Origin of the sequence: Pseudorhodoferax sp. Leaf274 (assembly GCF_001422445.1) — a bacterium.
In the GTDB taxonomy this organism is placed as follows: Bacteria; Pseudomonadota; Gammaproteobacteria; order Burkholderiales; family Burkholderiaceae_C; genus Pseudorhodoferax.
Window position 1 is genome coordinate 220688 of record NZ_LMNA01000028.1, and the last position, 23903, is coordinate 244590.

At 71.3% G+C, this 23903-nt stretch carries 19 protein-coding genes; 3 read left to right on the forward strand and 16 right to left on the reverse strand.

Translation table 11 applies throughout. The features are described 5' to 3' along the window. Positions 1-25: 25 nt before the first annotated feature. From ASF44_RS24905 to ASF44_RS24950, 10 genes are all read right to left on the reverse strand, one after another. Positions 26-1381 (reverse strand): acyclic terpene utilization AtuA family protein, encoded by a 1356-nt coding sequence (locus tag ASF44_RS24905; RefSeq protein ID WP_056901938.1) that lies wholly within the window; start codon positions 1379-1381, stop codon positions 26-28. 10 nt (positions 1382-1391) lie between these two features. Then, positions 1392-3476, reverse strand: coding sequence for an acetate--CoA ligase family protein (locus ASF44_RS24910; RefSeq protein ID WP_056901939.1), 2085 nt, complete (start codon positions 3474-3476; stop codon positions 1392-1394). After that, positions 3473-4258, reverse strand: coding sequence for an oxepin-CoA hydrolase, alternative type (locus ASF44_RS24915; protein WP_056901940.1), 786 nt, complete (start codon positions 4256-4258; stop codon positions 3473-3475). The genes ASF44_RS24910 and ASF44_RS24915 overlap by 4 nt, the downstream gene beginning before the upstream one ends. Beyond that, on the reverse strand, positions 4258-5232 hold the full coding sequence (locus ASF44_RS24920) for a tripartite tricarboxylate transporter substrate binding protein (protein WP_056901941.1): 975 nt from the start codon (positions 5230-5232) through the stop codon (positions 4258-4260). The genes ASF44_RS24915 and ASF44_RS24920 overlap by 1 nt, the downstream gene beginning before the upstream one ends. 25 nt (positions 5233-5257) lie before the next feature. Further along, the gene (locus ASF44_RS24925; protein WP_056901942.1) at positions 5258-6142 is read right to left on the reverse strand and encodes a MaoC/PaaZ C-terminal domain-containing protein; all 885 of its coding nucleotides are present in this window, start codon (positions 6140-6142) and stop codon (positions 5258-5260) included. 796 nt (positions 6143-6938) lie between these two features. Beyond that, the gene (locus ASF44_RS24930) at positions 6939-7913 is read right to left on the reverse strand and encodes a tripartite tricarboxylate transporter substrate binding protein (RefSeq protein ID WP_056901943.1); all 975 of its coding nucleotides are present in this window, start codon (positions 7911-7913) and stop codon (positions 6939-6941) included. Positions 7914-7941: 28 nt separating this feature from the next. Continuing rightward, positions 7942-8307 (reverse strand): Zn-ribbon domain-containing OB-fold protein, encoded by a 366-nt coding sequence (locus ASF44_RS24935; protein WP_056901944.1) that lies wholly within the window; start codon positions 8305-8307, stop codon positions 7942-7944. 6 nt (positions 8308-8313) lie between these two features. Then, complete coding sequence (locus ASF44_RS24940; protein WP_056901945.1) at positions 8314-9462, reverse strand: thiolase family protein; 1149 nt, start codon at positions 9460-9462, stop codon at positions 8314-8316. After that, entirely contained in the window at positions 9459-10259 is an 801-nt protein-coding gene (locus tag ASF44_RS24945; protein WP_082525029.1) for an IclR family transcriptional regulator, read from the reverse strand. Before ASF44_RS24945 ends, ASF44_RS24940 begins: the two co-directional genes overlap by 4 nt. 107 nt (positions 10260-10366) lie before the next feature. Continuing rightward, positions 10367-12535 (reverse strand): TonB-dependent receptor domain-containing protein, encoded by a 2169-nt coding sequence (locus ASF44_RS24950; RefSeq protein WP_056901946.1) that lies wholly within the window; start codon positions 12533-12535, stop codon positions 10367-10369. A gap of 297 nt (positions 12536-12832) precedes the next feature. Between ASF44_RS24950 and alaS the strand changes: the two genes are divergently transcribed. Next, positions 12833-15466 (forward strand): alanine--tRNA ligase, encoded by a 2634-nt coding sequence (gene alaS / locus ASF44_RS24955; RefSeq protein ID WP_056901947.1) that lies wholly within the window; start codon positions 12833-12835, stop codon positions 15464-15466. Positions 15467-15505: 39 nt separating this feature from the next. Here the strand turns inward: alaS and ASF44_RS24960 are convergent, their stop codons facing one another. Further along, a complete protein-coding gene (locus tag ASF44_RS24960) occupies positions 15506-16375 on the reverse strand; it encodes an alpha/beta fold hydrolase (protein WP_056901948.1) in 870 nt (289 codons plus the stop codon). A 498-nt stretch (positions 16376-16873) separates the two neighbouring features. Between ASF44_RS24960 and ASF44_RS24965 the strand changes: the two genes are divergently transcribed. Beyond that, positions 16874-18403, forward strand: a complete 1530-nt coding sequence (locus ASF44_RS24965) for a hypothetical protein (RefSeq protein WP_162243868.1) — start codon at positions 16874-16876, stop codon at positions 18401-18403. Positions 18404-18419: 16 nt separating this feature from the next. Here the strand turns inward: ASF44_RS24965 and ASF44_RS24970 are convergent, their stop codons facing one another. Next, positions 18420-19346: a pseudouridine synthase gene (locus tag ASF44_RS24970; protein WP_235579345.1), complete on the reverse strand. Its 927-nt coding sequence runs from the start codon at positions 19344-19346 to the stop codon at positions 18420-18422. A 149-nt stretch (positions 19347-19495) separates the two neighbouring features. Between ASF44_RS24970 and ASF44_RS24975 the strand changes: the two genes are divergently transcribed. Then, positions 19496-20332, forward strand: a complete 837-nt coding sequence (locus ASF44_RS24975) for an undecaprenyl-diphosphate phosphatase (protein ID WP_056901951.1) — start codon at positions 19496-19498, stop codon at positions 20330-20332. Between the two features lie 3 nt (positions 20333-20335). Here ASF44_RS24975 and trmB read toward each other — a convergent pair whose 3' ends face one another. The 4 genes from trmB to flgL form a co-directional block, all read right to left on the reverse strand. Further along, the gene (gene trmB, locus ASF44_RS24980) at positions 20336-21139 is read right to left on the reverse strand and encodes a tRNA (guanosine(46)-N7)-methyltransferase TrmB (RefSeq protein ID WP_056901952.1); all 804 of its coding nucleotides are present in this window, start codon (positions 21137-21139) and stop codon (positions 20336-20338) included. Continuing rightward, positions 21106-21645 (reverse strand): nucleoside 2-deoxyribosyltransferase, encoded by a 540-nt coding sequence (locus tag ASF44_RS24985; RefSeq protein WP_056901953.1) that lies wholly within the window; start codon positions 21643-21645, stop codon positions 21106-21108. Before ASF44_RS24985 ends, trmB begins: the two co-directional genes overlap by 34 nt. 31 nt (positions 21646-21676) lie before the next feature. Then, complete coding sequence (locus ASF44_RS24990; RefSeq protein WP_056901954.1) at positions 21677-22720, reverse strand: hypothetical protein; 1044 nt, start codon at positions 22718-22720, stop codon at positions 21677-21679. 268 nt (positions 22721-22988) lie between these two features. Next, entirely contained in the window at positions 22989-23900 is a 912-nt protein-coding gene (gene flgL, locus ASF44_RS24995) for a flagellar hook-associated protein FlgL (RefSeq protein ID WP_056901955.1), read from the reverse strand. Positions 23901-23903 lie beyond the last annotated feature (3 nt).

Consider the following 23903-nt stretch of genomic DNA (forward strand, 5'->3'; position numbering starts at 1 on the left):
GGGCGCAGATTTGGAGCGCTGCACCTCAATTCTCCAGGTAGTGGATGCTGGGCTGGATCGCCTCGCGCGGCACCAGCGTGGACCACACGCCGATGACCTCTCTGGTGCGGTCCTGGTGCGGCACGCGCTTGCCCGTGTGGGCGATGCCTGAGACGGCCATGCCGTCGACCTCGCGGCCGACCTTGAGCGCTTCCTCCTTCGTCCGCGTGCGCGCCGCCACGCGCACCGCGATCTCGTAGGGCTCGGGCCAGTCGGCCGGCGTGGCCTTGCCGTGCACCGCATTCATGCCCAGGAAGTCGATGCGCAGGTCTTCGGCCTGGAGGCCGACGATGCGAAAGCGCTCTTCCAGGATGCGCTTGGCCAGCGTTGCGCGGCGCAGCGCGCCGGGGCCGGCGTAGAAGAACATGTCCTCGCCGATGAAGCCCTCGGTGCAGCCCACCGAGGCCTTGAGCGTGGGGGTGCGCGGCTTGCCGCCGATGCCGGACACGCGTACGCGGTCGGGGCCGATCTGCTCGAGCCGCGTGGTCGTGAAGTCCACCACCACGTCGGGGGTGATGTAGTTGGCCGGGTCGTGCACCTCGTACAGCAGCTGCTCCTTCACCGTGCGCAGGTCGATGGCGCCACCGGTGCCGGCCACCTTCTCGATCACCGCGCTGCCGTCGGCCGACACTTCGGCGATGGGGAAGCCGAAGTTCCAGGGCTCGGGCACGTCCTTGAAGCCGGGGTCGCTGAAGTAGCCGCCCGTCACCTGCGCGCCGCATTCGAGCAGGTGGCCGATGCCATTGCCAGCGCCCAGGCGCGCATGGTCCAGCGCGTCCCAGCCGAACTCGGCCATCATGGGCGCCATGAAGACCGAGGGGTCGGCCACGCGGCCCGTGACCACGATCTGCGCGCCGGCGCGCAGGGCTTCGGCGATGGGTTCCGCGCCCTGGTAGACCTCGGCCGAGATGATGCTGGCGGAAAGCGTTGCCAGCGGCGCGCCGGTCTCCATGACCGTGTCGGCCAGCTGGCCGATGCGCTCGGTGACGAGGCTGCCGTCCACGGCGGCGATCTTCACGCCCTTGTGGCCCATGCCGGCCAGCAGCTCGGCGATGCGTGCCGCGGCGCCGCGCGGGTTGATCCAGCCCTGGTTGGAGACGATGCGCACGCCCTGCGCGATGCAGGCCGGCAGCACGGCGCGCATGCGGTCGTCCAGGTAGGTGTCGTAGCCGGGGAAGGACGGGTCGCGCCGCGCGCGCACCTGGGCGGCCGAGATCGTGGCCTCGGCCATGGTCTCGAAGCACAGGTAGTCGAGCCGGCCCTGCTCGGCGTTCAGCTGGGCGGGTTCGACGCGGTCGCCCCACCAGGCCGAGCCGGAGCCGATGCGGATGGTCTTGGTCATGGGGTCTCCTTCAGTTCGCTGTCAGTTCGATGAGTGCATCGACGACGGTGGCGCCTTCGCCCGCCGGGCCGAGCAGCACCGGGTTGAGGTCGATGGAGGCGATGCGACCCTGGGCCGCGACGATGAACCGGCCCACCTGCACCGCCACATCCGCCAGTGCCTGCACATCCAGCGGCGGGTCGCCGCGCGTGCCGGCCAGCAGCGGGGCGATGCGCAGTCGGCCCAGCGCCGCCACCACCTCGGCCCTGTCGAACGGCGGCACCAGCAGCGCCACGTCGCGCATGGCCTCCACGTACTTGCCGCCATCGCCCACGGCCACGACCGGGCCGAACTGCGGGTCGATGTGGGCACCGACCATGGCCTCGTGCCGGCCGCGGCGCATGCGGGCGACCAGCACGCCGTCCTGCGCGGCGCCCATGGCCGCGAGTCGGTCCCATTGCTGCGTGAAGGTGGCGGCCACCGCGTCGGCATCGGCGAGGTTCAGCGCGACCAGGCCGTGCTCTGACTTGTGGGGCACGTCGCGCGAGCAGGCCTTCACGGCCACGGGGCCGCCGAGTCCGGCAAGTGCCGCGCGCGCCTCATCGGCCGTGCGGCACAGTCGGTGCGCGACCACCGGAACGCCCTGGGCGGCCAGCAGCGCCAGGCTGTCGGCTTCGTTGAGCAGGCCGCTGGTGGCGGGCAACGCAGGCAGGGGCAGCGCCTCGGCCTGCGGCGCCGGTTCGCGCAGCAGCGCCATGTGGCCAGCCACCTGCGCCAGCGCGCCCAGGGCGTCGTGTTCGTTGGCATACGTGGCCACGCCCGCGGCACGGAACACCGCGGCCACGCTCTCCTGCCAGGCCGCCACGGCCACGGGCTTGCCGCTGGCTTTCGCGAACGCCGCCGTGTCGCGCGCGAAGCGCTCCACGTCGTAGCCGGCGCCCGAGACCGGGATGTGGATGAACACCATGTCGGCCGCATCGTCCTGCGCCAGCACCGGCAGCACCTCGCTGAACAGCCCGCTGTTGGACAGCAGCGCGGCCGTGATGTCGATGGGGTTGGTGGTGGTCGCGAAGCCCGGCAGCCGCGCGGCAAGCGCGCGCCGCGTGGTGTCGGACAAGGTGGCGATCTGCAGGCCGTGCTGCTCCGCGGCGTCGGCGCCCATCACGCAGCTGGCGCCCGAGTTGCTGACGATCACCAGCCGCCGGCCGCGCGGCTGCCAGCCCTGCAGGTAGCCCGGTGCCGCCAGTGCCAGCGCATGCGGATCGCGAACGCGCCAGATGCCGTGGCGGCGCAGGAAGGCGTCGACTACGCGGTCCTCGTTGGCCAGCGAGCCGGTGTGCGACGAGGCCGCCAGCGCGCCCCCGGCCGTGCGCCCGGCCTTCACGGCCACGATGGGCAGGCCGCGCGTGCGCGCATGGGCGGCCGTGGCGGCCAGCAGTGCGGGGTTGGCAATGTGCTCCAGGTACAGCAGCAGCAGCTTCACGTCGGGGTCGTGCGCCACGGCCCAGGCCAGGTCGGCCACGCCCACGTCGGCCTCGTTGCCGGTGGCGTGCACATGGCGCACACCCAGGCCGCGTTCGCGCAGCAGGCCGTAGGCCATGGCCGCCATGCCGCCGCTCTGGCTGACGACGGCCACGGGCCCGTCATCGGGCGGCATCTCGGTGAACAGCGTGGAGAAGCTGGCGATGGCGCCCGTGCCGAAGTTGGCCAGGCCCTGCGTGTTGGGGCCCACCAAACGCATGCCTGCGGCGCGGGCCACGTCGCGCATGTGGTCCTGCCGGGCCTTGCCGGCCGTGCCTGTTTCGCCGAAGCCCGAGGCGATCACGACGGCGCAGCGCACGCCACGCGCGGCGCAGTCCTCCACCGCGGCGATGGCCTGGTCGCCGGCGACGATGACGATGGCCATCTCGGGCACTTCGGGCAGGTCGGCCAGCGCGGCGTAGCAGGCCAGGCCCTGCAGCTCGCGCCGGGCCGGGTTGATCGGGTAGAGCCTGCCGCGGTAGCCCATGCGCTGCATGTAGGCGATGGGCCGGCCGCCGATCTTGTGCGGGTTCTCGGACGCGCCGATGACGGCGATCGAGGCGGGGTTCAGCGCTGCGGTGAGCAGGTCGGTCATGGGGCGTGGTAGGTCGGCTTGCGTTTGTCGAGGAAGGCCGCGATGCCTTCACCGGCCTCGGGGCCGTACAGGCTCGCGACGAAGGCGTCGCGCTCGGCGTCGAGCTGGGCGCGGTGGCCCCGGCCTCTGGCGGCATGCACGAGCTGCTTGATGCGCTGCTGCGCCACGCGCGGGCCGGCAGCCAGGCGCTCGGCCCAGGCCAGCGCGGTGGCCACGGCCTGGCCTGGTGGCGCGATGCGGTTGACCAGGCCCAGCGCGTGCAGGCGCTGGGCTGTGGTCACGTCGCCATCGAGCAAGAGCTCCAGCGCCGCCTGTGGCGGCAGCGCGCGGGCGAGTGCGTCGGAGCCGCCGCCATCCGGCGACAGGCCGATGCGCACATACGACATCACGAAGCGCGCATCCTGCGCCGCGACGATCAGGTCGCAGCCCAGCGCCACCGAGAAGCCGCCGCCAGCGGCTGCGCCTTCGACCGCAGCGATGACCGGCACCGGGCAGGCGCGCATGGCCTCCACCCAGTCGTGCAGCGCGTCGAGGATCTGCAACTGACCGGCCTCGGCTTGCGTGCGCTGCTGCTGCAGCCGGCGCAGGTCGCCGCCACCGCAGAAGTGGGCGCCGTCGCCGCACAGCACGATGGCGCCCAGGCTGTCGTCCTCTACCGCAGCGCGGAAATGCTGCGTGGCCTCGGGGTACAGGCTGGGGTGCAGCGCATTGCGCAGCGCGGGCTGGCTGATGGTCAGCAGCAGCACGCGGCCACGGCGCTCGGACAGTAGTTGCGCCGCCATCAGTCCATCTTGATGTTGGCGGTCTTCACGACCTTGCCCCACTTCTCGATCTCGCTGCGCAGCATCTGCGCGAACTTCTCGGGCGTGGTGGGCATGGCCTCGGCGCCGGCGTCGAACAGGCGCTGCTTGACGTCGGGCTGGGTCATGACCTTCTGCAGGTCGGCGCTGATCTTGGCCACGATGTCGGGCGGCGTGCCCTTGGGCGCCACGAGGCCGGCCCAGGAATAGGCCTCGTAGCCCGGCACGCCCGATGCAGCGATGGTCGGCAGCTCGGGCAGCAGGGCCGAGCGCTGGGCGCTGGCCACGCCCAGCGCGCGCACCTTGCCGGCACGGATCTGCGGCAGCGCGGTCGGCGCGTCGGCGAACATCAGCTGCACCTGGCCGCCCAGCAGGTCGGTCATGGCCGGCGCGCTGCCCTTGTAGGGGATGTGCTGCAGCTGCACGCCGGCCTGCATGTTGAACAGCTCGCCGGCCAGGTGCGTGCCGCCGCCGTTGCCCGAGGAGCTGAAGGCGATCTTGCTGGGCTCCTTCTTGGCCAGCGCCACGAGCTCGGCCACGTTCTTGGCCGGCAGCGAGGGATGCGCGACCAGGATGATGGGAAACATCGCGCCGAAGCTCACGGGCACGAAGTCCTTCTCGATGTCGTACGTGAGGCCGGGCCTGAGGGCGGGCAGCACCGAGTGGTGGATCGCGCAGACGAACAGGTTGTAGCCGTCGGCCGGCTGCTTGGCTGCGATCTCCGCGCCCACGATGCCGCCGGCACCGGCGCGGTTGTCGACGATGCCGGGCTGGCCCCAGAGTTCGCCGAGCTTTTGCGCCATGGCGCGGGCCGTCACGTCGACCGGGCCGCCCGCCGGGAACGGCACGGTGAACTTGACGGGCCGGTTGGGGTAGCCGGCGCCTTGGGCGAACGCCGGCAGTGCGGCCAGCGCGCTGGTCGCCAGCACGATGCGGCGGCGGGTGGGGTGGGCCATGGGAGTCTCCTTCGTTGACTGGGATTCAGGCGGCCAGCAGGGCGCGGCCGGCGTCGAGCACGGTCACGCCGCGCTCCACGGCGATGGCACGGAACGCGACCTCGCCCGGCGCGGCGCCGCGGTACATCTCGAAGCGCAGCGTCTCGCCGGGATACACCGGCGAGGAGAACCGCGCGAACAGGCTCTCGAGGGCCTCGGGCCTGCCGCCGCCCCAGGCCATCAGCAGCGCGCGGCCGGCGATGCCGTAGGTGCACAGGCCGTGCAGGATGGGGCGCGCGAAGCCCGCGGCCTGGGCCGTGCTCGGGTCCGAGTGCAGCGGGTTGCGGTCGGCACAGAGCCGGTACAGCAGGGCCTGCTGCGCCAGCGTGCAGATCTCCAGCACCTGGTCCGGCGTGCCGGTGGGCGGCTTCGGCGGGGCGGGCGGCGCGCTGTCGGTCTTGCCGTTCCCGGCCGAGAAGCCGCCGTTGCCGCGCGCGAAGGTGGTGTGGCGCACGGTGGCGAGCAGCTGGCCGGAGGCGGCGTCGTACAGGGCCTTGTCGTAGGTCACGGTGGCGCCGCGGCCTTCGCCCTTGTCGACCACGGACACCACGCGGTGCTCTGCGCGCACGGTGCCCGCGGCCGGCAGCGGCGCGTGCAGCGTGACCTCTTCCTCGCCGTGGACGATCTTCGTGAAGTCGATGCCGGTGGCCGGGTCCTGCATCCACGAGCCGGGAAAGCCCAGCACCACGGCCATGGTGGGCAGGGCCAGCGGCTGGCCGGGGTTGGTGTCGTTGACGAACTGCAGCTGCAGCGGGTCGAGCGGATCGTCGCCCAGGCCCAGCGCGAGCGCGTAGCGCATGCTGTCGTCCGCGGTGTAGCGGTGTTCGATGGACGGGAAGGTCCAGTTCTTGAGGGTGTCGTAGTTGATCATGTTGGTAATGGAAGCGAGCGAAGCGGTGAGGCCGAGCACAGCGATGGCCCGAATTTGCCCCCGCTTCCACCCCTGTGCCTACGCCGAGGAGCGCAGTGGACTGGGCGGCGCGGGGAACCTCGCGCTTTGTGAACTGACTCATTGCACTTGTTCGAGCTGAGTGAACGCAGTGAACGGTGCGAGTTGTGCAATGCGCCCAGGCCGCGAGCACCGCAGGTTGCCCGGAGCGCCNTGCACTTGTTCGAGCTGAGTGAACGCAGTGAACGGTGCGAGTTGTGCAATGCGCCCAGGCCGCGAGCACCGCAGGTTGCCCGGAGCGCCAGCGGAGGGTCGTGGGCACCGGGGTCGCCTTCTCTTTGGTTACTTTCTCTTGGCGAAACAAGAGAAAGTGACTGCGCTGCCGGGCGCATATCCCGGCCTCTGGTGCTCGTAAAAACCACTACGGTTGATCGACGTGAGGAGGCGGGGATTTCGCCCCCGCACGACGACTGACTTTTCTTGTTTCGCCAAGAAAAGTAAGCAAAAGAAGGCGACCCCGGTGCCCCTGTCCCTGCGCTGGCGCTCCGGGCAACCTGCGGTGCTCGCACCATGGGCTGCATTGCGCAACTCGCACCGTTCGCTTCGCTCACTACGCTCGAACAAGCGCAATGAGTCAGTTCACGAAGCGCGAGGTTCCCCGCGCAGCCCATGGCACTGCGCTCCTCGGCAGGGGCACAGGGGGAAGTCCCAAGCGGGCCATCGCTCCGCTCGGCCTGGGATTCGGGCCTTTGCTTCGCTCGGCCGCGGGGTGTGGGGTTCATTCGATCGTGGCGCCCGACACCTGGACCACCTTGGCCCACTTGTCGATCTCGGCATGGATGAAGCCCGCGAAGGCTTCGGGCGTGGTCCAGGCAGCGGCGAAGCCCTGGGCCTCGAAGCGCTCGCGCACCTCGGGCTGTTCCATGGCGGTGCGCAGTTCGGCGCCGAGCCTGGCGACGATTTCGCGCGGGGTGCCGGCCGGGGCCAGCAGGCCGTTCCAGGCGATGGCCTCGAAGCCCGGCAGGGTCTCGGCCACGGTGGGCAGGTCGGGCGCGGCCGGCGAGCGCTGGGCGCCCGTGACGGCGATGGCGCGCAGCTTGCCGCCCTTCACATGCGGCATGGCCGACAGCATGGTGTCGAACATCAGCTGGGTCTGCCCGGCCATGGTGTCGGTGAGCGCGGGCGCGCTGCCCTTGTACGGCACGTGGCGGATCCGGGTGCCGGCGGTGGCGTTGAACAGTTCGCCGGCCAGGTGGGTGGATTGGCCGTTGCCGGACGATGCGAAGTTGAGGTCGCCCGGCCTGGCCTTGGCCAGCGCGATGAGTTCGGGGACGGTGCGCGCCGGCAACGCGGGGTTGACGACCACGACCAGCGGTCCGCTGGTGAGCTGCGTGATCGGCGCGAAGTCGCGGCCGAACTGGTAGCTCAGGTTTTTGAACAGCGAGGGGTTGATCGCATGCGCCGTGGTCGCCACCAGCAGCGTGTAGCCATCGGGGGCGGCCCGCGCCACGGCGGCCGCGCCGGTGTTGCCGCCGGCGCCCGCCAGGTTCTCGATGTCGAAGGGCTGGCCGGTCTGCGTCTGCAGGCGTTGCGCGATCACGCGCGCCACGATGTCGGTGGGTCCGCCGGGCGGGTAGGGCACGACGAGCTTGACGGGCTTGCTCGGGTAGGCCTGCGCCAGTGCGCCGCCGGCCACCAGTCCGGTGGCCAGTGCGCACAGGGCCGCGGCGAGGCGGCGTCGGGTCTTCTGCATGCTTCTTGTCTCCTCGTTCTCGCGCTGCTCAGGCCAGCGGCGCGAAGCGCAGCAGGCTGCGGCTTTCGTGCGGGAAGGTGCCGGCCCGCACGCGGTCGCCGATGCCGGTGCCGGGCAGTGCATGGCCGACCACGCGCGGGCCCTCGGCCAGCTCGACCAGCACCAGCGTGTAGGGCACGAGCGGGCGGAAGGTATCCGAAGGCGCGCGGTTGACCACGCTGGCGGCCAGCACGGTGCCGCGCCCGCTGGCTTCGCGCCAGGCCAGGCGCTGGCTGCCGCAGGCCGTGCAGGCCAGGCGCGAGAGCGTCTGCGGCGCACCGCAGTCCTCGCAGCATTGGTAGCGCAACTGGCCCTGGGCCAGGCCGTCGGTGAAGGGGTGCAGGGACTCGGTCATGGCGGTTCAGGTGGCAAGGATCAGGCTCACATGGGACGAGAGCACGCCGCCGTCGGCGTGCACGAAGGCGCGTTGCGGCACGCGGGCCAGTTGGCGCGCGCCGGCCTGGCCGCGCATCTGGCGCACGGCCTCGACCGCATGGCCCATGCCGCCGGCCACGCCGCAGTGGCCGAACGACAGCAGCCCGCCGTGGGTGTTGAGCGGCAACGCGCCGCCGGGCGCGAAGCTGCCGTCGCGCACGCGCGCGGCGGCCTGGCCGCGCGGCGCGAAGCCGGTCTCCTCCAGCAGCATGGCCAGCGTGATCGTGAAGGAGTCGTAGATGCCCAGGTAGTCGATGTCGGCGTTGGACAGGCCGGCCTCGGCGAAGGCACGGCCTGCCGCGGCCGAGGCGCCGGTGGCCAGCACATCGTCGATGGCCGACAGGTGCTGGTGCTGGTGCGCCTGGCCTGCGCCGACGATGGCGACCGGCGTGCCCGGGCCGGGCTCGGCGGACACCACGAGTGCCATGGCGCCGTCGGAAATCGGGCAGCAGTCCAGCAGGCGCAGCGGCGTAGCGATGGGCTTGGACGCGGCCACGTCGGCGGCCGTGATGGGCACGCGCAGGTGGGCGTCGGGGTGGCGCGCGGCGTTGTCGCGCATGAGCACGGCGAACTCCGCGAGGTCGTCCTGCGTCGTGCCGGTGGCATGCATGTAGCGCGAGGCCAGCAGCGCGTAGTAGGTCGGCACCGAGGCGCCGTTGGGCACCTCCATCTCGGCGTCGCCGACCTGGGCGAGCGTTTGGATCGCGCTGTCGCGCGCCTGGCCCGAGAGCCGGTTCTCGCCCGCGACCACCAGCACGCGCTTGCAGCGGCCCACGCGCACGAGGTCGCGGGCCAGCATCAGCATGGCCGCCCCCGTGGCGCCGCCCAGCGCCATGCCGTGGCCGTACTGCACCGACAGGCCGAAGCGTTCGGCGAACAACGTGGACAGCATCAGGTGCGGCAGCGTGGTGGCGTAGCCGCAGAGCAGGCCGTCGATGTCGCCGCGCTGCAGCCGGGCATCGGCCAGGGCCTGCGTGGCAGCCTGGCCCATCAGTTCGAGCGGCCCCTGGCCTTCCAGGCGGCCGAAGGCGGTGTTGCCGACGCCGGCGATGTGGGCGAGAGGGGAGGTGTTCATGTGTCGGTGTGGAGAAGGGCCTGGCACAGCGCGGCCTCGCGCTGCAGGCCGGCTGCGAGTTCGGCTTCGCGTTCGACGATGCGTTCGTTGAGCGCGGCGATGCTGAGCGCGGCCACGGGACGGCCGTCGGCGCCCAGGATGGGTGCGGCCATGCCGCCCATGCGCTCGACCACCACGTCCAGCAGCACGGCGTAGCCGCATGCGCGTGCCTGGGCGCAGCGTTCTGCCAGCAGTGCGCGGTCGATGCGTGGGTAGCGGCGCTCGCGTGCCAGCTGGGCGGCCACCACGTCGAGCGCGGCCTCCTGCTCGCGCGGCGGCAGCCAGGCCAGCAACGCGAGGCTGCCGGCGCCCACGCCGAGCAGGCGGCGGCTGCCGATTTCCAGGTAGTTGGCGCGGATCGGGTAGCGGCCCAGCTCGAGGTCCAGGCACAGCGACTCGGTGCCGCTGGGCACCGACAGGATGGCCGTGTCCTCGAACTGGCCGGCCAGGCGCAGCAGGCTGGGCCGGGCGATGGCGCGCGGGTCGCGCTGCGCGAGCGCGGCGGCGCCGGCCCGTTGCAGCTCGGGCCCGCCGCGGTAGAGCTTGCTGGCCTCGTCGCGGCGCACGAAGCCTTCGCGCGCCAGCATTTCCGCCAGGCGCAGCACGGTGGCCTTGTCCAGGCCCGTGGCCTGGGCGATGTCGGTCAGGCGCAGCGCGTCGCCGGCCGCCAGCGCGCGCAGGATGCGGCAGGCCTTGGCGACCGAGGAGGGCGCCTCGAGGGTGTCGGCGTGGGCCAGGACGGCCGAATCAGATTTCATTGAACGAAAGCCTAGGAGCGGCATGCATCCTAGGCTTTCGTTTGCTCAGGCGGGTCTAGGGTTTTCTCCAGTTTTGCCTGATGAACCCTAGCGTCGTGCGTGCGTCTTCAGAACGTCACGTTGGCCGAGATCCAGAAGGTGCGGCCCGGCATGGTGGTGCCCGACACCGACGAGCCGCCCTGGAAGTACTCGCTGACCCAGGTCGGCGTGCCGTTCAGCGGCACCTGTTGGTACTTGCGGAAGTCCTTGTCGAACAGGTTGAAGATGTTGGCGTTGAAGCTCACGCTCTTGTTCAGCTGGTAGGTGCCGCCCAGGTGGAACAGCTCGTAGGCCTTGAGGTCGCCCACGGCCTGGTAGATGGCCGCGTTGTTGCCGGTCAGGCGGGCCGGGTCGCCCGAGAAGCGCGGGCTCTTGCCACGGTACTCGCCGCGCAGCCACACGCGCAGCTGGTCGCTGGCGGTCCAGTCGAGCTGGGCGTGCGCGATGTGCCTGGCAGTATTGGCGAGCTGGCCGTTCTTGACGCCGCCTTCGATCACTTCGCTCTTGGTCCAGGTGTAGCCGGCCTTCAGGCCCCAGCGCGCGGCGAACTGCACGCGGCTGCTCAGTTCCAGGCCCCAGGTCTTGGCCTCGTCCACGTTGATCGAGTACTCGGCCACGGGGTTGGCTGCGCAGCTGGAGATGAACAGGCTGGCGCAATCGCCGCCGCTGCTGATCTTGTCCTTGACCTTGTTGTGGAACAGCGTGGCCGAGGCCGTGAGGCCCTGCTGGCTGTCGAACAGCGCGCCGAGTTCGGTGCTGGTGCTGGTCTCGGGCTTCAGATTCGGGTTGCCGATGTTGATGACCGTGCCCTGGCCGCTGACGCCGCTGACGCCGTCGATGAGCTGGTTCAGCCGCGGCGCGCGGAAGCCCTTGCTGACGCCGCCCTTGACGGTCCAGTGCTGCGTGGCGTCCCAGACCAGGTAGCCGCGCGGGCTGACCTGGCCACCGAAGGCGCTATGGTGGTCGTAGCGCGCGCCCACGGTGGCGGTGAGGCTTCGGGCCAGCCGCCATTCGTCCTCCGCGAACAGCGACCACATGGTCTGGTCGTGCTTGCGGGGCAGCAGGCCGTCGGTCAGCTTGGCGTCCCACCACTGGCCGCCCACGGTCAGCACATGGGCCTCGCCGAGCGGGGCGACGAGCTTGCTGTCCAGCACCGTGTTGGTGGTGCTGAGCTCGCGGTCGGTGCCGCGGCGCGGGTCGCCCACCGGCACAGCGGCGCCCGGGATGGTGCGGCCCAGCGTCTCGGTCACCGTGCGCATGAGGCTGGTGTCCACGGTGCCGAAGCCCAGGCGGCCGGTATGGCCGACGGCCACCTGGTCGCGGTTGAAGCGCATCGCGTCGCGGTAGCCGGGCGGGTTGTTCGGCGTGGCCGCATCGCGGTTGCCCAGGCGCCCGTCCTCGTTGTTGTACCAGGTGTGGCCCGTCTCGGCGTCCAGCCACAGGTCGTGCTGGCGGTTGGGCGTGAGCGACAGGCGCGCGCCCAGGTTGTGCTGGCGGCTCTCGGCCGGTGCCGGGTTGCGTGCGCCGGCGGGCTGCGTGGCGCCGGGCGCCAGCACCCAGTCGGAGGCATCGCGCTTGTAGAAGTCGCCGCGCACGGCCAGGCCCAGCAAATCCTCCTTGATCGGGCCGCTGGCGTAGACGTTGGTGCGGTATTGGTTGCCCCATTCGCTGTCCTGCGGCACGCCTGCCTGCAGCGAGACGCTGCCGCCCCACTGCCTGGCCACCTTGCGCGTGATGATGTTGACCACGCCGCCCATGGCGTCCGAGCCATACAGCGTGGACATGGGGCCGCGGATGACCTCGATGCGCTCGATCGCCGCGATCGGCGGCATGAAGCTGGTGTGGGCCGCGCCGAAGCCGTTGGGCGTCACGTCGCCGGCCACGTTCTGGCGGCGGCCGTCGACCAGGATCAGCGTGTACTCGCTGGGCATGCCGCGGATGCTGATGTCCAGGCCGCCGGTCTTGCCGGTGCTGCCGGCCACGTCGATGCCCTCGACGCCCTGCAGCGCCTCGGCCAGGTCGCGGAACTGGCGCGTCTGCAGTTCATCGCGCGTGATGACCGAGATCGAGGCCGGGGCCTGCTTGAGGTCCTGCTCGAAACCCGAGGCCGAGACCACGACCTCGTTCAGCGTGGCCTGCTGGGCATGCGCGCTGCCGAGTGCGCAGAGCGCGGCGACGACGAGGGACAAGGGAGAGGGGCGCAACGGGCAGGCGCCGCTGCGGGACGGAAACAGCATGGAAAACACTCCAGAAACGAAAGGACGGGTGGACCCGTGCGATGCGCTCTGTTGTGTGTTGTGATGCGGCAGCCGAGGGAGAAAACGGCGCGCAGTGTATCGCAAATGAAAACAGTTGTTATTCGCGTGAGCGCCGGCATCTGCCCCACTGGCGGGCGCTGGCTAAAATCCCGCGCCGATTCCAGCAAAGTTTCCGAAGGCCTGCGTGCGCGCAGCCTCCTGACCGCGCACCGGGACGCCGGGTGCCGCGTGGTGCGGACCGACCTTCGAGACCTCCTTTCGTAACCGATCGCCCCCATGAGCCCCAACGCCAAGCCGCCCGCCACCGTCGCCGAGATCCGCAAGTCCTTCCTGGATTTCTTCGCGTCCAAGGGCCACACCGTCGTCGCGTCCAGCCCGCTGGTGCCGGGCAACGACCCCACGCTGATGTTCACGAACTCCGGCATGGTGCAGTTCAAGGACGTGTTTCTGGGCAGCGACAAGCGCAACTACGTGCGCGCGGCTTCGGTGCAGGCCTGCCTGCGCGCGGGCGGCAAGCACAACGACCTGGAGAACGTGGGCTACACGGCGCGCCACCACACCTTCTTCGAGATGCTGGGCAACTGGAGCTTCGGCGACTACTTCAAGCGCGAGTCGCTCAAGTGGGGCTGGGAGCTGCTGACGCAGGTCTACAAGCTGCCGGCCGAGAAGCTGCTGGCCACCGTCTACATCGACGACGACGAGGCCTACGACATCTGGCACAAGGAGATCGGCCTGCCGGCCGAGCGCATCGTGCGCATCGGCGACAACAAGGGCGGCAAGTACAAGAGCGACAACTTCTGGATGATGGCCGACACCGGCCCCTGCGGCCCCTGCTCGGAGATCTTCTACGACCACGGCGCGCACATCCCCGGCGGCCCCCCGGGCAGCCCGGACGAGGACGGCGACCGCTTCATCGAGATCTGGAACCACGTGTTCATGCAGTTCGACATGCAGGAAGACGGCAGCCTGGTGAAGCTGCCCGCGCCCTGCGTGGACACCGGCATGGGCCTGGAGCGGCTGGCCGCGATCCTGCAGCACGTGCACAGCAACTACGAGATCGACATCTTCGACCGGCTGATCCAGGCCGCCGCGCAGGCCACCGGCACGACCGACCTGGCGAACCCCTCGCTCAAGGTCATCGCCGACCACGTGCGCGCCACGTCCTTCCTGGTCAGCGACGGCGTGATCCCGAGCAACGAGGGCCGCGGCTACGTGCAGCGCCGCATCATCCGCCGCGCCATCCGCCACGGCTACAAGCTGGGCAAGAAGACGCCGTTCTTCCACAAGCTCGTGCCCGAACTGGTGGTGCTGATGGGCGATGCCTATCCCAATCTCAAGGCTTCGGAGCAGCGCATCGTCGACGTGCTCAAGGCCGAGGAGGAGCGCTTCTTCGAGACGCTGGAGAACGGCATGGAGATCCTCGATGCCGCCCTGGCGGGCGATGCCAAGGTGCTGCCCGGCGAGGTGGCGTTCAAGCTGCACGACACCTTCGGCTTTCCGCTGGACCTGTCGAACGACGTGGCGCGCGAGCGCGGCGTGACGGTGGACGAGGCCGGCTTCAAGGCCGCGATGGAGCGGCAGAAGGCCGCCGGCCGCGCAGCCGGCAAGTTCAAGATGGACCGTGCGCTGGAGTACGGCGGCGCCGGCAACCTGTTCACGGGCTACGACAAGCTGGCCGAGCCGGCCAGGGTCGTGGCGCTGTACCACGAAGGCACGGCGGTGCAGCAGCTCGGCGAGGGCCACAGCGGCATCGTGGTGCTGGACACCACGCCCTTCTATTCGGAAAGCGGTGGCCAGGTGGGCGACAGTGGCATCCTGGCCGCCGAGGGTGTGCAGTTCGGCGTGGAGGACACGCAGAAGATCAAGTCCGATGTCTACGGCCACCACGGCGTGCTGACGCAGGGCGTGCTCAAGGTCGGCGACGCCGTCACGGCCCAGGTCGACGTGGCGCGCCGCCAGGCCACCATGCGCAACCACAGCGTGACCCACCTGATGCACAAGGCGCTGCGCGAGGTGCTGGGCGACCACGTGCAGCAAAAGGGCTCGCTGGTCGATGCCGACAAGACGCGCTTCGACTTCACGCACAACGCACCCATCACCGACGCCCAGGTCACCGAGATCGAGAAGCGCGTGAACGCCGAGATCCTGGCCAATGCGGAGACGCTGGCCCGCGTGATGGACATCGAGGCCGCCAAGGCCACGGGCGCCATGATGCTGTTCGGCGAGAAGTACGGCGACAGCGTGCGCGTGCTGGACATCGGCACCAGCCGCGAACTGTGCGGCGGCACGCACGTGGGCCGCACGGGCGACATCGGCCTGTTCAAGATCGTGTCCGAGAGCGGCGTCGCGGCCGGCATCCGCCGCGTCGAGGCGATCACGGGCGAGAACGCGCTGGCCTACCTGCAGCAGCTGGAAGCCAGCGTGCACCAGGCCGCCGCCAGCCTGAAGGTGCCCGTGGCGGAGTTGCAGACCCGCATCGCACAGACGCTGGAGCAGATCCGCGCGCTCGACAAGGAAGTCACCGCGCTCAAGGGCAAGCTGGCTTCCAGCCAGGGCGACGAACTGGTCGCCCAGGCCATCGACGTCAAGGGCCTGAAGGTGCTGGCCGCGCGGCTGGACGGTGCCGACGTCAAGACGTTGCGCGAGACCATGGACAAGCTCAAGGACAAGCTCAAGACCGGCGCCATCGTGCTGGCCGTGGTCGACGGTGCCAAGGTACAGCTGGCGGCCGGTGTCACGGCCGACAGCGTGGGCCGGCTCAAGGCGGGCGAGCTCGTGAACTTCGTGGCCCAGCAGGTCGGTGGCAAGGGCGGCGGCAAGCCGGACCTGGCCATGGCCGGCGGCACCGACGCGAGCGGCCTGGCCAAGGCGCTGGCATCGGTGCACGGCTGGGTGGCCGAGCGGGCCTGACCACGGCCGGGGCAGGCCGCCCGCTGCGCCGAAAAGGCGTCAGAGGGCGGACGCCGCCACCGCCTCGATGGCGCGCACCACGGCGTGGGGCGCGTCGTGCTGGATCTGGTGGCCGCTGTCCGGCACGCGCGCCAACGTGGCGCCGCTGCGGCGTAGCCAGTCCTGGCGCAGCCCCTCCAGCATGTCGCGCAGTCCCTCGCCCATGTAGACGGGCGTGAGGGTCGAGGCCAGCAGCACCGTGGGCGCCTTCAGCGCGGGCTGCTGCTCCACCTGTTGCAGGCAGTCGGCCTGGGCGTCGAATTCCTGCGCCATGGCCGGCGTGAACACGGTCTGGCGGGCCAGTTGCAGCAGCGCCGCGGCAACGGGCTGCGCCTGCTCCAGCGTGGCCTGCAGGCGCGGATGGGTGGGGTCCAGCAGCACCAGGCCGGCCACGTCCTGCGGGTACATGCGCGCATAGACGTACTGGTACAGGCCGCCGAGCGAGTGGCCGACCAGCACATAGGGCGGGCGCAGGCCCGCCTGGTGCAGCAGGGCGTGCTGTTCCTCGGCGATGCGGCAGGCGCTGCGGCTGCCGTCCCGGCCGGGGCTGTCGCCGTAGCCCGGCCGGTCCGCCACGATGGCCGCGTGCTGCGCCGGCAGCGCGTGCAGCACAGCGGACCAGCTCGCGTGGCCATCTCCCAGGCCGCTCTGGAACACCACCACCGGCCCGCGCGCCTGGGGCGCGGCCTGGTGCACGAAGCTGATCGGCGCGCCGGCGACCATGGCCACCGAGGGCGCAGGTGCCTGCACGTCCGCGCGCGGCGCGGTGCCGGAGCAGGCGGCCAGCGCCAGGCCGAGCAGGGCCAGGGTGGCGCGGCGCCACGGGGCAGCGGGGCGGTGGGCAATCGGGAGGCTGGAGTCGTGCGGCACCGCAGCATTCTCGAGCGCAGGGCGGCCGCAAACCGGACAAATCCTCCCCAGTTGCCGCCAGCGATCCGCGCGGCTGCCTGTCGGCCGCCGTCCGGTGGTGCGCCTCGGTCTGGCCGGGAACGGGGATGCAGGCTTTCAGTTCCGACAAGCTGTAAGCGCTGCAACACGCCGTCACGGCGGCATCCTCAATTGAGCGGAAAAAGCGCTGGCGCCGGTTGAAAACCAGCGCCCAGCGCGTGCCGGCGGACGGCTGTCGCTCCTAAACTGGTAGCGCTTCGGACCCGATCCACGCCATGCGGGACCAACCCCGATCAGGGCCAGGTGGAACCGGAGCGCACGACGGGCCGCGGCAGGCAGGTGTGCATCCGCGGCCCACTTCACCAGACGACACGGCCAGCGACGGACTCGCGTCCGGCGCGGCAGCGCCTTGTCCACTGATCTCGAAAGGTTCCAATGCGCTATTCCAAGACACACATCAGGGCATGGGGAGTGGGGCTGATGGTCTCGCTGTGCCTGGCGGCCTGCGGCGGCAGCGACGATGACGCCGCGACGCCGAACGAGCCGACCCAGCCGACGGGCCCGACCGCCACCATCGCCGGCAAGGCCGTCGACGGCCGGACCGGCCTGCCCATCGCAGGCGTGAGCGTGCGCGTGGGCACGGCGTCCACCAGCACCGCCGCCGATGGCAGCTTCACGCTGCCGGGCCTGGCGCCGGGGTCGCGGGTCCCGGTGGTGTTCGCGTCCTCCGGCTATGCCGAGAATGGCCGCATCGCCGACCTCGTGGGCAATGCCAGCACCGATGTGCAGGCGCGGCTGCTGCCCGTCGCCACGACCGCCGCCGTGCCCGTGGCGACGGGCGGCACCGTGGATTCCGGCACCGCCAGGGTCGTGCTGCCGGCCAACGGCGTGCAGCGTGCCGACGGCACCGCGCCCACCGGCGACATCACGGTGCAGCTCACGCCGATCGACTCGGCGCTGGACCCGCAGCTGATGCCCGGCGACTTCCGGACCGGGACCGCGGGCGGCACCACCTCGCCGATCGAGAGCTTCGGCGCGCTGAACGTCACGCTGACCGACAGCACCGGCGCGGCACTGAACCTGCGCAGCGGCCAGACCGCCACCATCCGCATCCCGGCGGTGTCGCGCGGCGCCACCCCGCCCGATTCGATCCCGCTGTACTACTACGACACCGCCACCGGCCTGTGGAAGCAGGAGGGCACGGCCACGCGCGTGGGTTCGGGCACCAGCGCGTACTACGAAGGCACGGTCACCCATTTCTCGACCTGGAATGCCGACCAGGTCTATACCACCGTGTTCGTGCGCGGCTGCGTGAAGGACGGCAGCGGCGCCGTGGTCGCCAACGCCTACGTGGGCAGCGATGGCATCGACTACGTCGGCACCAGCTACGCCTACACCGACGCCAGCGGCAACTTCAGCCTGCCGGTCCGCAAGGAAAGCCAGGCCGCCATCACGGCCGTGGCAGGCGGGCGCCTGACGAACACCGTGCGCAACCAGTCCAGCGCGGTCGACATCAACTGGACCGAATGCCTGACGCTGAGCCAGGCCGGCGCGGGCATCACCATGAAGCTGACCTGGGGCGCGCTGCCGACCGACCTGGACTCGCACCTCATGACGCCCAGCGGCGAAGAGGTGGACTTCAGCAACGACGGCTCGTTGACCGCCAAGCCGTTCGCCAACCTGGACGTGGACGACACCAGCAGCTACGGCCCCGAGGTCATCACCATCACCAAGCTGATGGTGGGCACCTACAAGTATTCGGTGCACCGCTATTCGAGCGGCGGGACGATCGCGCAGTCCGGTGCGCGCGTCGAAGTCAACATCCCCGGCCGTGCCGTGCAGCTGATCACCCCGCCGACCACCGGCGAGACCGGCAGCACGGACTACTGGAACCTGTTCGAGTTCGACGTCAGCGCCAACTGCACGATCACCGTGCGCCCGGTGCAGACCTACACCAGCACGGGCCTGACCGCGCCGACCACGTCGGAGCCGCAGTACTGCACGCCCTGAGCGGGCGCCGCCGGCCTCAGGCCGGCGCCGGCTCCAGCCGGCCCAGCGTGCGCTGGCTCTCGAAGCGGCGCCGCTGCCCCGTCACCGGATCGGTGAACGCGATGGCCTGCGCCAGCAGCTGCAGCGGCTGCGTGTGGTCGTCGGCCTCGTCGGGCCCGCGCAGCACCTCGGGGTAGAAGGCATCGCCGCGGATCGGGATGCCCAACGCCGCCATGTGCACGCGCAGCTGGTGGCGCTGGCCCGTGCGCGGCGCGAGCCTGTAGCGGCCCCAGCCGCCGGCCGACTCCACCAGCGCCAGCTGCGTGCTGGCGTTGGGCTCGCCATCCACCTCGCACTGCCGGAAGAAGGGCGTGCCCTGCACGATGCGGCTCTCGCGCGTGAGCGGCAAGGCCAGGGCCGCTCGCAGCGGCGCGATGGCCTCGTACACCTTGTCGACCGCACGCGCGCGGAACAGCGCGTGGTAGGCGTCGCGGTCCGCGCGCCGCAGGCTGAACAGCACCAGGCCCGCCGTCTCGCGGTCGATGCGGTGCAACGGCTGCAGCTCGGGCAGGCCGGTGGCGTGCCGCAGCCGCGCCAGCAGGGTCTCGTGCAGGTGGCGCCCGCCCGGCGTCACGGCCAGGAAGTGGGGCTTGTCGGCCACAAGCAGCTGCGCGTCGCGGTAGAGGATGGTGGCCTCGAACGGCACGCGCGGCTCGTCGTGCAGGCTGCGGTAGTACCAGGCCTTGCCGTGCGCGCGGTAGGCCGCGTCCGGCTGCAGCGGCAGGCCTTGCACATCGCACACCTGGCCGGCCTGCAGGCGGGCCAGCCATTCGGCGCGCGGAACGTGCGCGAAGCGCTCGGCGAAGAAGTCCAGCCAGGTGGCCCAGGGCCCGGCCGGCAGGCCGACGGCGCTGGCCGTCACGCCATCGCGCATGGGCAGGGCGGGAGGGCAGGCGGCGGGCATGCGCCAAATTGTCGCTGAGCTGTCATGTCCCTTGGTGGAAACCCTGGGCCGCTATCATCTGCCCGCCTTTTCACAGCCTGTACAACGCCCATGCCTTTGCTCCGTCCCGTATCGCCACCGGCCCCCGCAACCTTCCAGGGAGCCATGCGATGAGCTCGGTGGGCTGGGGCGAGGCCGCCGTCCTCGGCGTGATCCAGGGCCTCACCGAATTCCTGCCGGTGTCCTCCAGCGCGCACCTGCGCATCTTCGGCCCGCTGCTGCCTTCGGGCGGCGACCCGGGCGCGGCGTTCACGGCGATCAGCCAGATCGGCACCGAGGCCGCCGTGCTGCTGTTCTTCCGCCACGACATCGTGCGCATCTTCCTGGCCTGGTGGGCCTCGCTGGCGCAGCGCGGCCGCCCGCTGAGCCCGGATGCCCGCATGGGCTGGCTCGTGATCCTGGGCACGGCCCCCATCGCCGTGCTGGGCCTGCTGTTCAAGAACGCCATCGAAGGCTCGCTGCGCAACCTCTACATCACGGCCACCATGCTGATCGTGTTCGCGCTGGTGCTGGCCGCGGCCGACCGCATGGGCCGCAAGCAGCGCACGCTGGACCGCCTGACCTGGGGCCACGGCATCCTGTTCGGCTTCGCCCAGGCCATGGCGCTGATCCCGGGCGTCTCGCGCTCGGGCGGCACCATCACCATGGGCCTGATCCTGGGCTACACACGCGAGGCAGCGGCGCGCTACTCGTTCCTGCTGGCCATCCCGGCGGTGCTGCTGTCGGGCTTCTACCAGCTCTACAAGACCTGGGGCATGGAGAACACCGTGGGCGGCGGCCAGACCCTGCTGGCCACGGTCATTGCCTTCTTCGTCGGCTACGCGGTGATCGTGGGCTTCCTCAGGCTCGTGTCCACGCGCAGCTACATGCCCTTCGTCTACTACCGCGTGGTGTTGGGCATCGCGGTGTTGGCGCTGCTGGGCGCGGGCATCCTGCAGCCGCTCTGAGCTTCAGGCCCGGCGGAACACCAGGTCCCAGACGCCGTGGCCCAGCCGGATGCCGCGGCGCTCGAACTTGGTGTCGGGCCGGTAGTGCGGCCGCGGCGCGAAGTCCGCCGCCGTGTTGGCCAGCAGCGGCTCACCGGATAGCACCTGCAGCATCTGCTGCGCATAGGGCTCCCAGTCGGTCGCGCAGTGCAGGTAGCCGCCCGGCGCCAGGCGCTGCGCCAGCCGCGCCACGAAGGGCGGCTGGATCAACCGGCGCTTGTGGTGGCGCAGCTTGTGCCAGGGGTCGGGAAAGAAGATGTGGATGCCCGCCAGCCCCTGCGGGTGCTGCGCCGCATCCCAGGCCGGCAGCATGTGGTCCAGCACTTCGACCGCGTCGTGCGCGAGGATGCGGATGTTGGACAGCCCGCGCTCGCCGATCTGCTTGAGCAGCGCACCCACGCCGGGCTCGTGCACCTCGCAGCACAGGAAGTTGGTTTCGGGCAGCAGCTCGGCGATGTGCGCCGTGGCGTCGCCCATGCCGAAGCCGATCTCCAGCACCGTGGGCGCCTCGCGGCCGAAGGCCTGCGCAAGGTCCAGCGGCGCGGCCTGGTAGGGCAGCACGAAGCGCGGGCCCAGTTCGGCCATGGCCTTGGCCTGGCCCAGCGTGGTGCGGCCCGCGCGCTTGACGAAGCTGCGGATGGCGCGCGGGTGGGCAACGTCGGAGGGGGCAAGGCCTGCGGCCTGGTCCGGCGTTTCGCCGGTGGGGGAAGAGGGCGTGTTCACGCGGCGGGATTCTATGTGCGCACACCCAGCCGTCCGGCCAGCCATTGCAGCGCCGCCTCGGGCGATCCGGCAATGCCGACCGAGCGCGACAGCATCAGGTTCAGCGGTTGCCCCAGCCCCTCGACCATGGTCCCGTCGGCCACCTCGCGCAGCACGCCTTGGGCGTCGGGCGCGCAGGGGCGGGCCGCGCCCACGCGCGCGGCGTAGCTGCCTGGCGGCACGCCGTACGCCGCGACGGGCTTGCCCAGCGCGATGGCATAGCCGACCTCGAACACCGTGCCCGAATCGGGCTCCAGGCCACGGAAGTCGGCCAGGTTGGCCAGCACGCCGTCGGCGGCCTGGATGCGTGCCACGTTGCCTTCGTAGATGCGCTGGGCCAGCGCGTCGCCCTGCAGCGCGGCGTCGCCGGTGGGGCCGTCGTCCTCGGGCTCCAGGCCGGCCAGGCCCAGACGTTCGCAGCAGGCCTTGAGCCGCGCGAAGACCTCGGCGCTGTCGGGCCGGAACACGTCGGGGCCGGCGAGGTAGATGCGGGGAGGGCTGTCGACAGGCATGCGCGCATTGTCGCCGCGCGCACCGCGGCGCTCAGCCCGCGTCCAGCAGCCGTTCGACGCGCTGGCGGCCCAGGCCCCACAGCGCCGCGCCCAGCGAGGCCTGCATGCCGTAGCCGCCGCGCGTCGCGGTCTCGCCGCGCAGCTGCGCGGCGAACGCGTCGCCGAAGCGCGCGGCCCAGTCCGCATCGCGCGCGGGCCCCGCGCCGGCCAGGGCCGCGCGGTCGTCGTCGAGCACGGCGCGCACACCGTCGCGCGCCGCCTCGGTGCGCTGCAGCGCCGTGCCGACCTGCTGCAGGGCCTGGCGGGCGCCGCCCTCGTCCTGCAGGCTCCATTGCCGGGGCGTCAGCACGTCGGGCTGCGGATCGGCCGCGACGCGGTGCAGGCGGCCCGCCGCGAACTGCCGGCCTTCGCCCTGCAGGGCCAGGCCGTCGCGCACCTGCGGCCAGCGCGGTTCGGCAACCGAGAAGCGCAGGCCACCGGCCGCGTCGGCCTCGGCCTGCAGGCCCAGCGGCGCCAGCGCCTGGGCGAAGCCGTCGGCGCGGGCCTGCGGCGTGGCCTCGGGGTCCAGCAGCACACGCACGCCGGGGCGCGCGGCCGAGGGCAGGCCGACGGCCAGGGTCAGCGTCTCGCGGGCCTGGGGCGGCTGGTCCAGCCCGCGCACCGTGAAGCTGCGCCGGGCCGGCTGGTCGGCGCTGTAGTGCAGCTGCGGGTCCAGCGCGGTGCCGGCGGCGGTGCTGCGTTCGGTCCAGAGCTGGTCCAGCCGCGTGCGCTGGCTTTCCAGCCGCTCGGCCGGCACGGGCTGGCCGGCGGCCGCGCGGCCCAGGTCGGTCTGCAGGTTGCGCAGGCGCGGGGCCAGGCGGTCCAGGTAGTCCAGCGCCTGCTGCGCGCCGGCCACGCGCGTGTTGCGCTGCGCGTCCAGGCCGCGCAGGCCGGCATGCACCACGGGCAGCGCGGACGGGGCGGGCGCCGGCGCGGCGGCCTGTGCCTCGCCGGCTCGCGGCACCGCCGCCACGCTGTCGGACGCCTGCGGCCGGTCCAGCCCCAGGCCGCCGGGACGCAAGGGAGTGATCTGCATCGTGGTTCAGCCGGCTTTCAACCTAGAAACCGCAGTTGGCTGCGCCCGAGTGTGCCGTGATCGGCGTGCCAGGCAAGGCGTGACGACGCAGTGGGCTCCTGCCCACAAGGAGGAGCAACGCGGCATGGCGCGGCGAGCGCGGTGCAATCGGGTGCAGAGCGCTGTTCACCCAAGAGGTGAACGTGATCGACGGCAGAAAAGTCAATACGCACGCGGCTCTCCTGATGGATGCAAGCGGTCAACTGCGGTTTCTAGGTTCAATCCAGGTTCAGAGTTGCGAGAACAGCGACAGCCCGGCCACGCGCACATAGGCCTTCTGCGTGGCCTGCAGCGCCGTCTGGTAGCCGGTCAGGCGGATCGCGGCCTCGCCGTAGTCGAGTTGGCTCAGCGCGATCCGGGCCTGGTCGGCGGCCAGGCCGACGTTGCCGTGGGTGTCGTCCAGGGTGGACAGGATGTTCTGCGCGCCGCCCAGCCCGGCGATCTTGCCGCTGACCGAGGCCATGGCCTCGTCCGTGCCGGTCAAGGCGTCCTGCAGGATGGCGCGCACGCCCGCGTCGTTGTTGTCGATGCCGGGCGTCTGCAGCTGTTCCACCGCCCGGTCCAGCCGGTTCAGCAGCGCGGCCAGCTCGGGCAGGCTCACGTTGGCCGACTGGGTGATGTTGTTGCCCACCACCACCTGCTGCCTGGCGTCGTTGCCGGCGAAGCTGTAGCGGCTGCCGGCGGCCGCCGTGCCGTCCAGCGCGATGGTGGCGGTGGTGCTCAGCGTGCCCGAGAACAGGTAGCGGCCTTCCTGGTCGCGGCTGTTGGCCGTGTAGTACAGGCTGTCGCGCAGGCTCACGAGCGCGCCGGCCATGGCGTTCAGGTCCTCGGCGGTGTTGCCGCCGTCGCTGGCCCAGACCATCAGGTCGCGCACCTGCTGCATGTCCTGCAGGCTGCTGTCCAGCGCGGTCTCGTTCTGCGTGAGGCGCACCGACAGCGCGCCGATGTTGTCGCGGTACTGCGCCAGCGCCGCCTGCTCGCGGTCCATGCGCGACAGCCGCACCGCGGTGACGGGATCGTCGGACGGCAGCAACAGGCGCTGGCCGGTGGACATCTGCTGCATGACCTTCTCCAGCCGCGTCTGCGCGGCCGCCAGCGTCTGGCTCATGGTCATGTGGTATTGGCTGGTGGCGATGCGCATGGC

Excerpts from the sequence above, each read along its gene's own strand:
- ASF44_RS24950 (WP_056901946.1), bottom strand. The coding sequence starts at position 12,535 with ATGCTGTTTCCGTCCCGCAGCGGCGCCTGCCCGTTGCGCCCCTCTCCC.
- ASF44_RS24985 (WP_056901953.1), bottom strand. The coding sequence starts at position 21,645 with ATGCCTGTCGACAGCCCTCCCCGCATCTACCTCGCCGGCCCCGACGTG.
- ASF44_RS24935 (WP_056901944.1), bottom strand. The coding sequence starts at position 8,307 with ATGACCGAGTCCCTGCACCCCTTCACCGACGGCCTGGCCCAGGGCCAG.
- ASF44_RS24945 (WP_082525029.1), bottom strand. The coding sequence starts at position 10,259 with ATGAAATCTGATTCGGCCGTCCTGGCCCACGCCGACACCCTCGAGGCG.
- alaS (WP_056901947.1), top strand. The coding sequence starts at position 12,833 with ATGAGCCCCAACGCCAAGCCGCCCGCCACCGTCGCCGAGATCCGCAAG.
- ASF44_RS24920 (WP_056901941.1), bottom strand. The coding sequence starts at position 5,232 with ATGGCCCACCCCACCCGCCGCCGCATCGTGCTGGCGACCAGCGCGCTG.
- trmB (WP_056901952.1), bottom strand. The coding sequence starts at position 21,139 with ATGGCTGGCCGGACGGCTGGGTGTGCGCACATAGAATCCCGCCGCGTG.
- ASF44_RS24930 (WP_056901943.1), bottom strand. The coding sequence starts at position 7,913 with ATGCAGAAGACCCGACGCCGCCTCGCCGCGGCCCTGTGCGCACTGGCC.
- ASF44_RS24910 (WP_056901939.1), bottom strand. The coding sequence starts at position 3,476 with ATGACCGACCTGCTCACCGCAGCGCTGAACCCCGCCTCGATCGCCGTC.
- ASF44_RS24925 (WP_056901942.1), bottom strand. The coding sequence starts at position 6,142 with ATGATCAACTACGACACCCTCAAGAACTGGACCTTCCCGTCCATCGAA.
- ASF44_RS24970 (WP_235579345.1), bottom strand. The coding sequence starts at position 19,346 with ATGCCCGCCGCCTGCCCTCCCGCCCTGCCCATGCGCGATGGCGTGACG.
- ASF44_RS24915 (WP_056901940.1), bottom strand. The coding sequence starts at position 4,258 with ATGGCGGCGCAACTACTGTCCGAGCGCCGTGGCCGCGTGCTGCTGCTG.
- ASF44_RS24975 (WP_056901951.1), top strand. The coding sequence starts at position 19,496 with ATGAGCTCGGTGGGCTGGGGCGAGGCCGCCGTCCTCGGCGTGATCCAG.
- ASF44_RS24965 (WP_162243868.1), top strand. The coding sequence starts at position 16,874 with ATGGTCTCGCTGTGCCTGGCGGCCTGCGGCGGCAGCGACGATGACGCC.
- ASF44_RS24990 (WP_056901954.1), bottom strand. The coding sequence starts at position 22,720 with ATGCAGATCACTCCCTTGCGTCCCGGCGGCCTGGGGCTGGACCGGCCG.
- ASF44_RS24905 (WP_056901938.1), bottom strand. The coding sequence starts at position 1,381 with ATGACCAAGACCATCCGCATCGGCTCCGGCTCGGCCTGGTGGGGCGAC.
- flgL (WP_056901955.1), bottom strand. The coding sequence starts at position 23,900 with ATGCGCATCGCCACCAGCCAATACCACATGACCATGAGCCAGACGCTG.
- ASF44_RS24940 (WP_056901945.1), bottom strand. The coding sequence starts at position 9,462 with ATGAACACCTCCCCTCTCGCCCACATCGCCGGCGTCGGCAACACCGCC.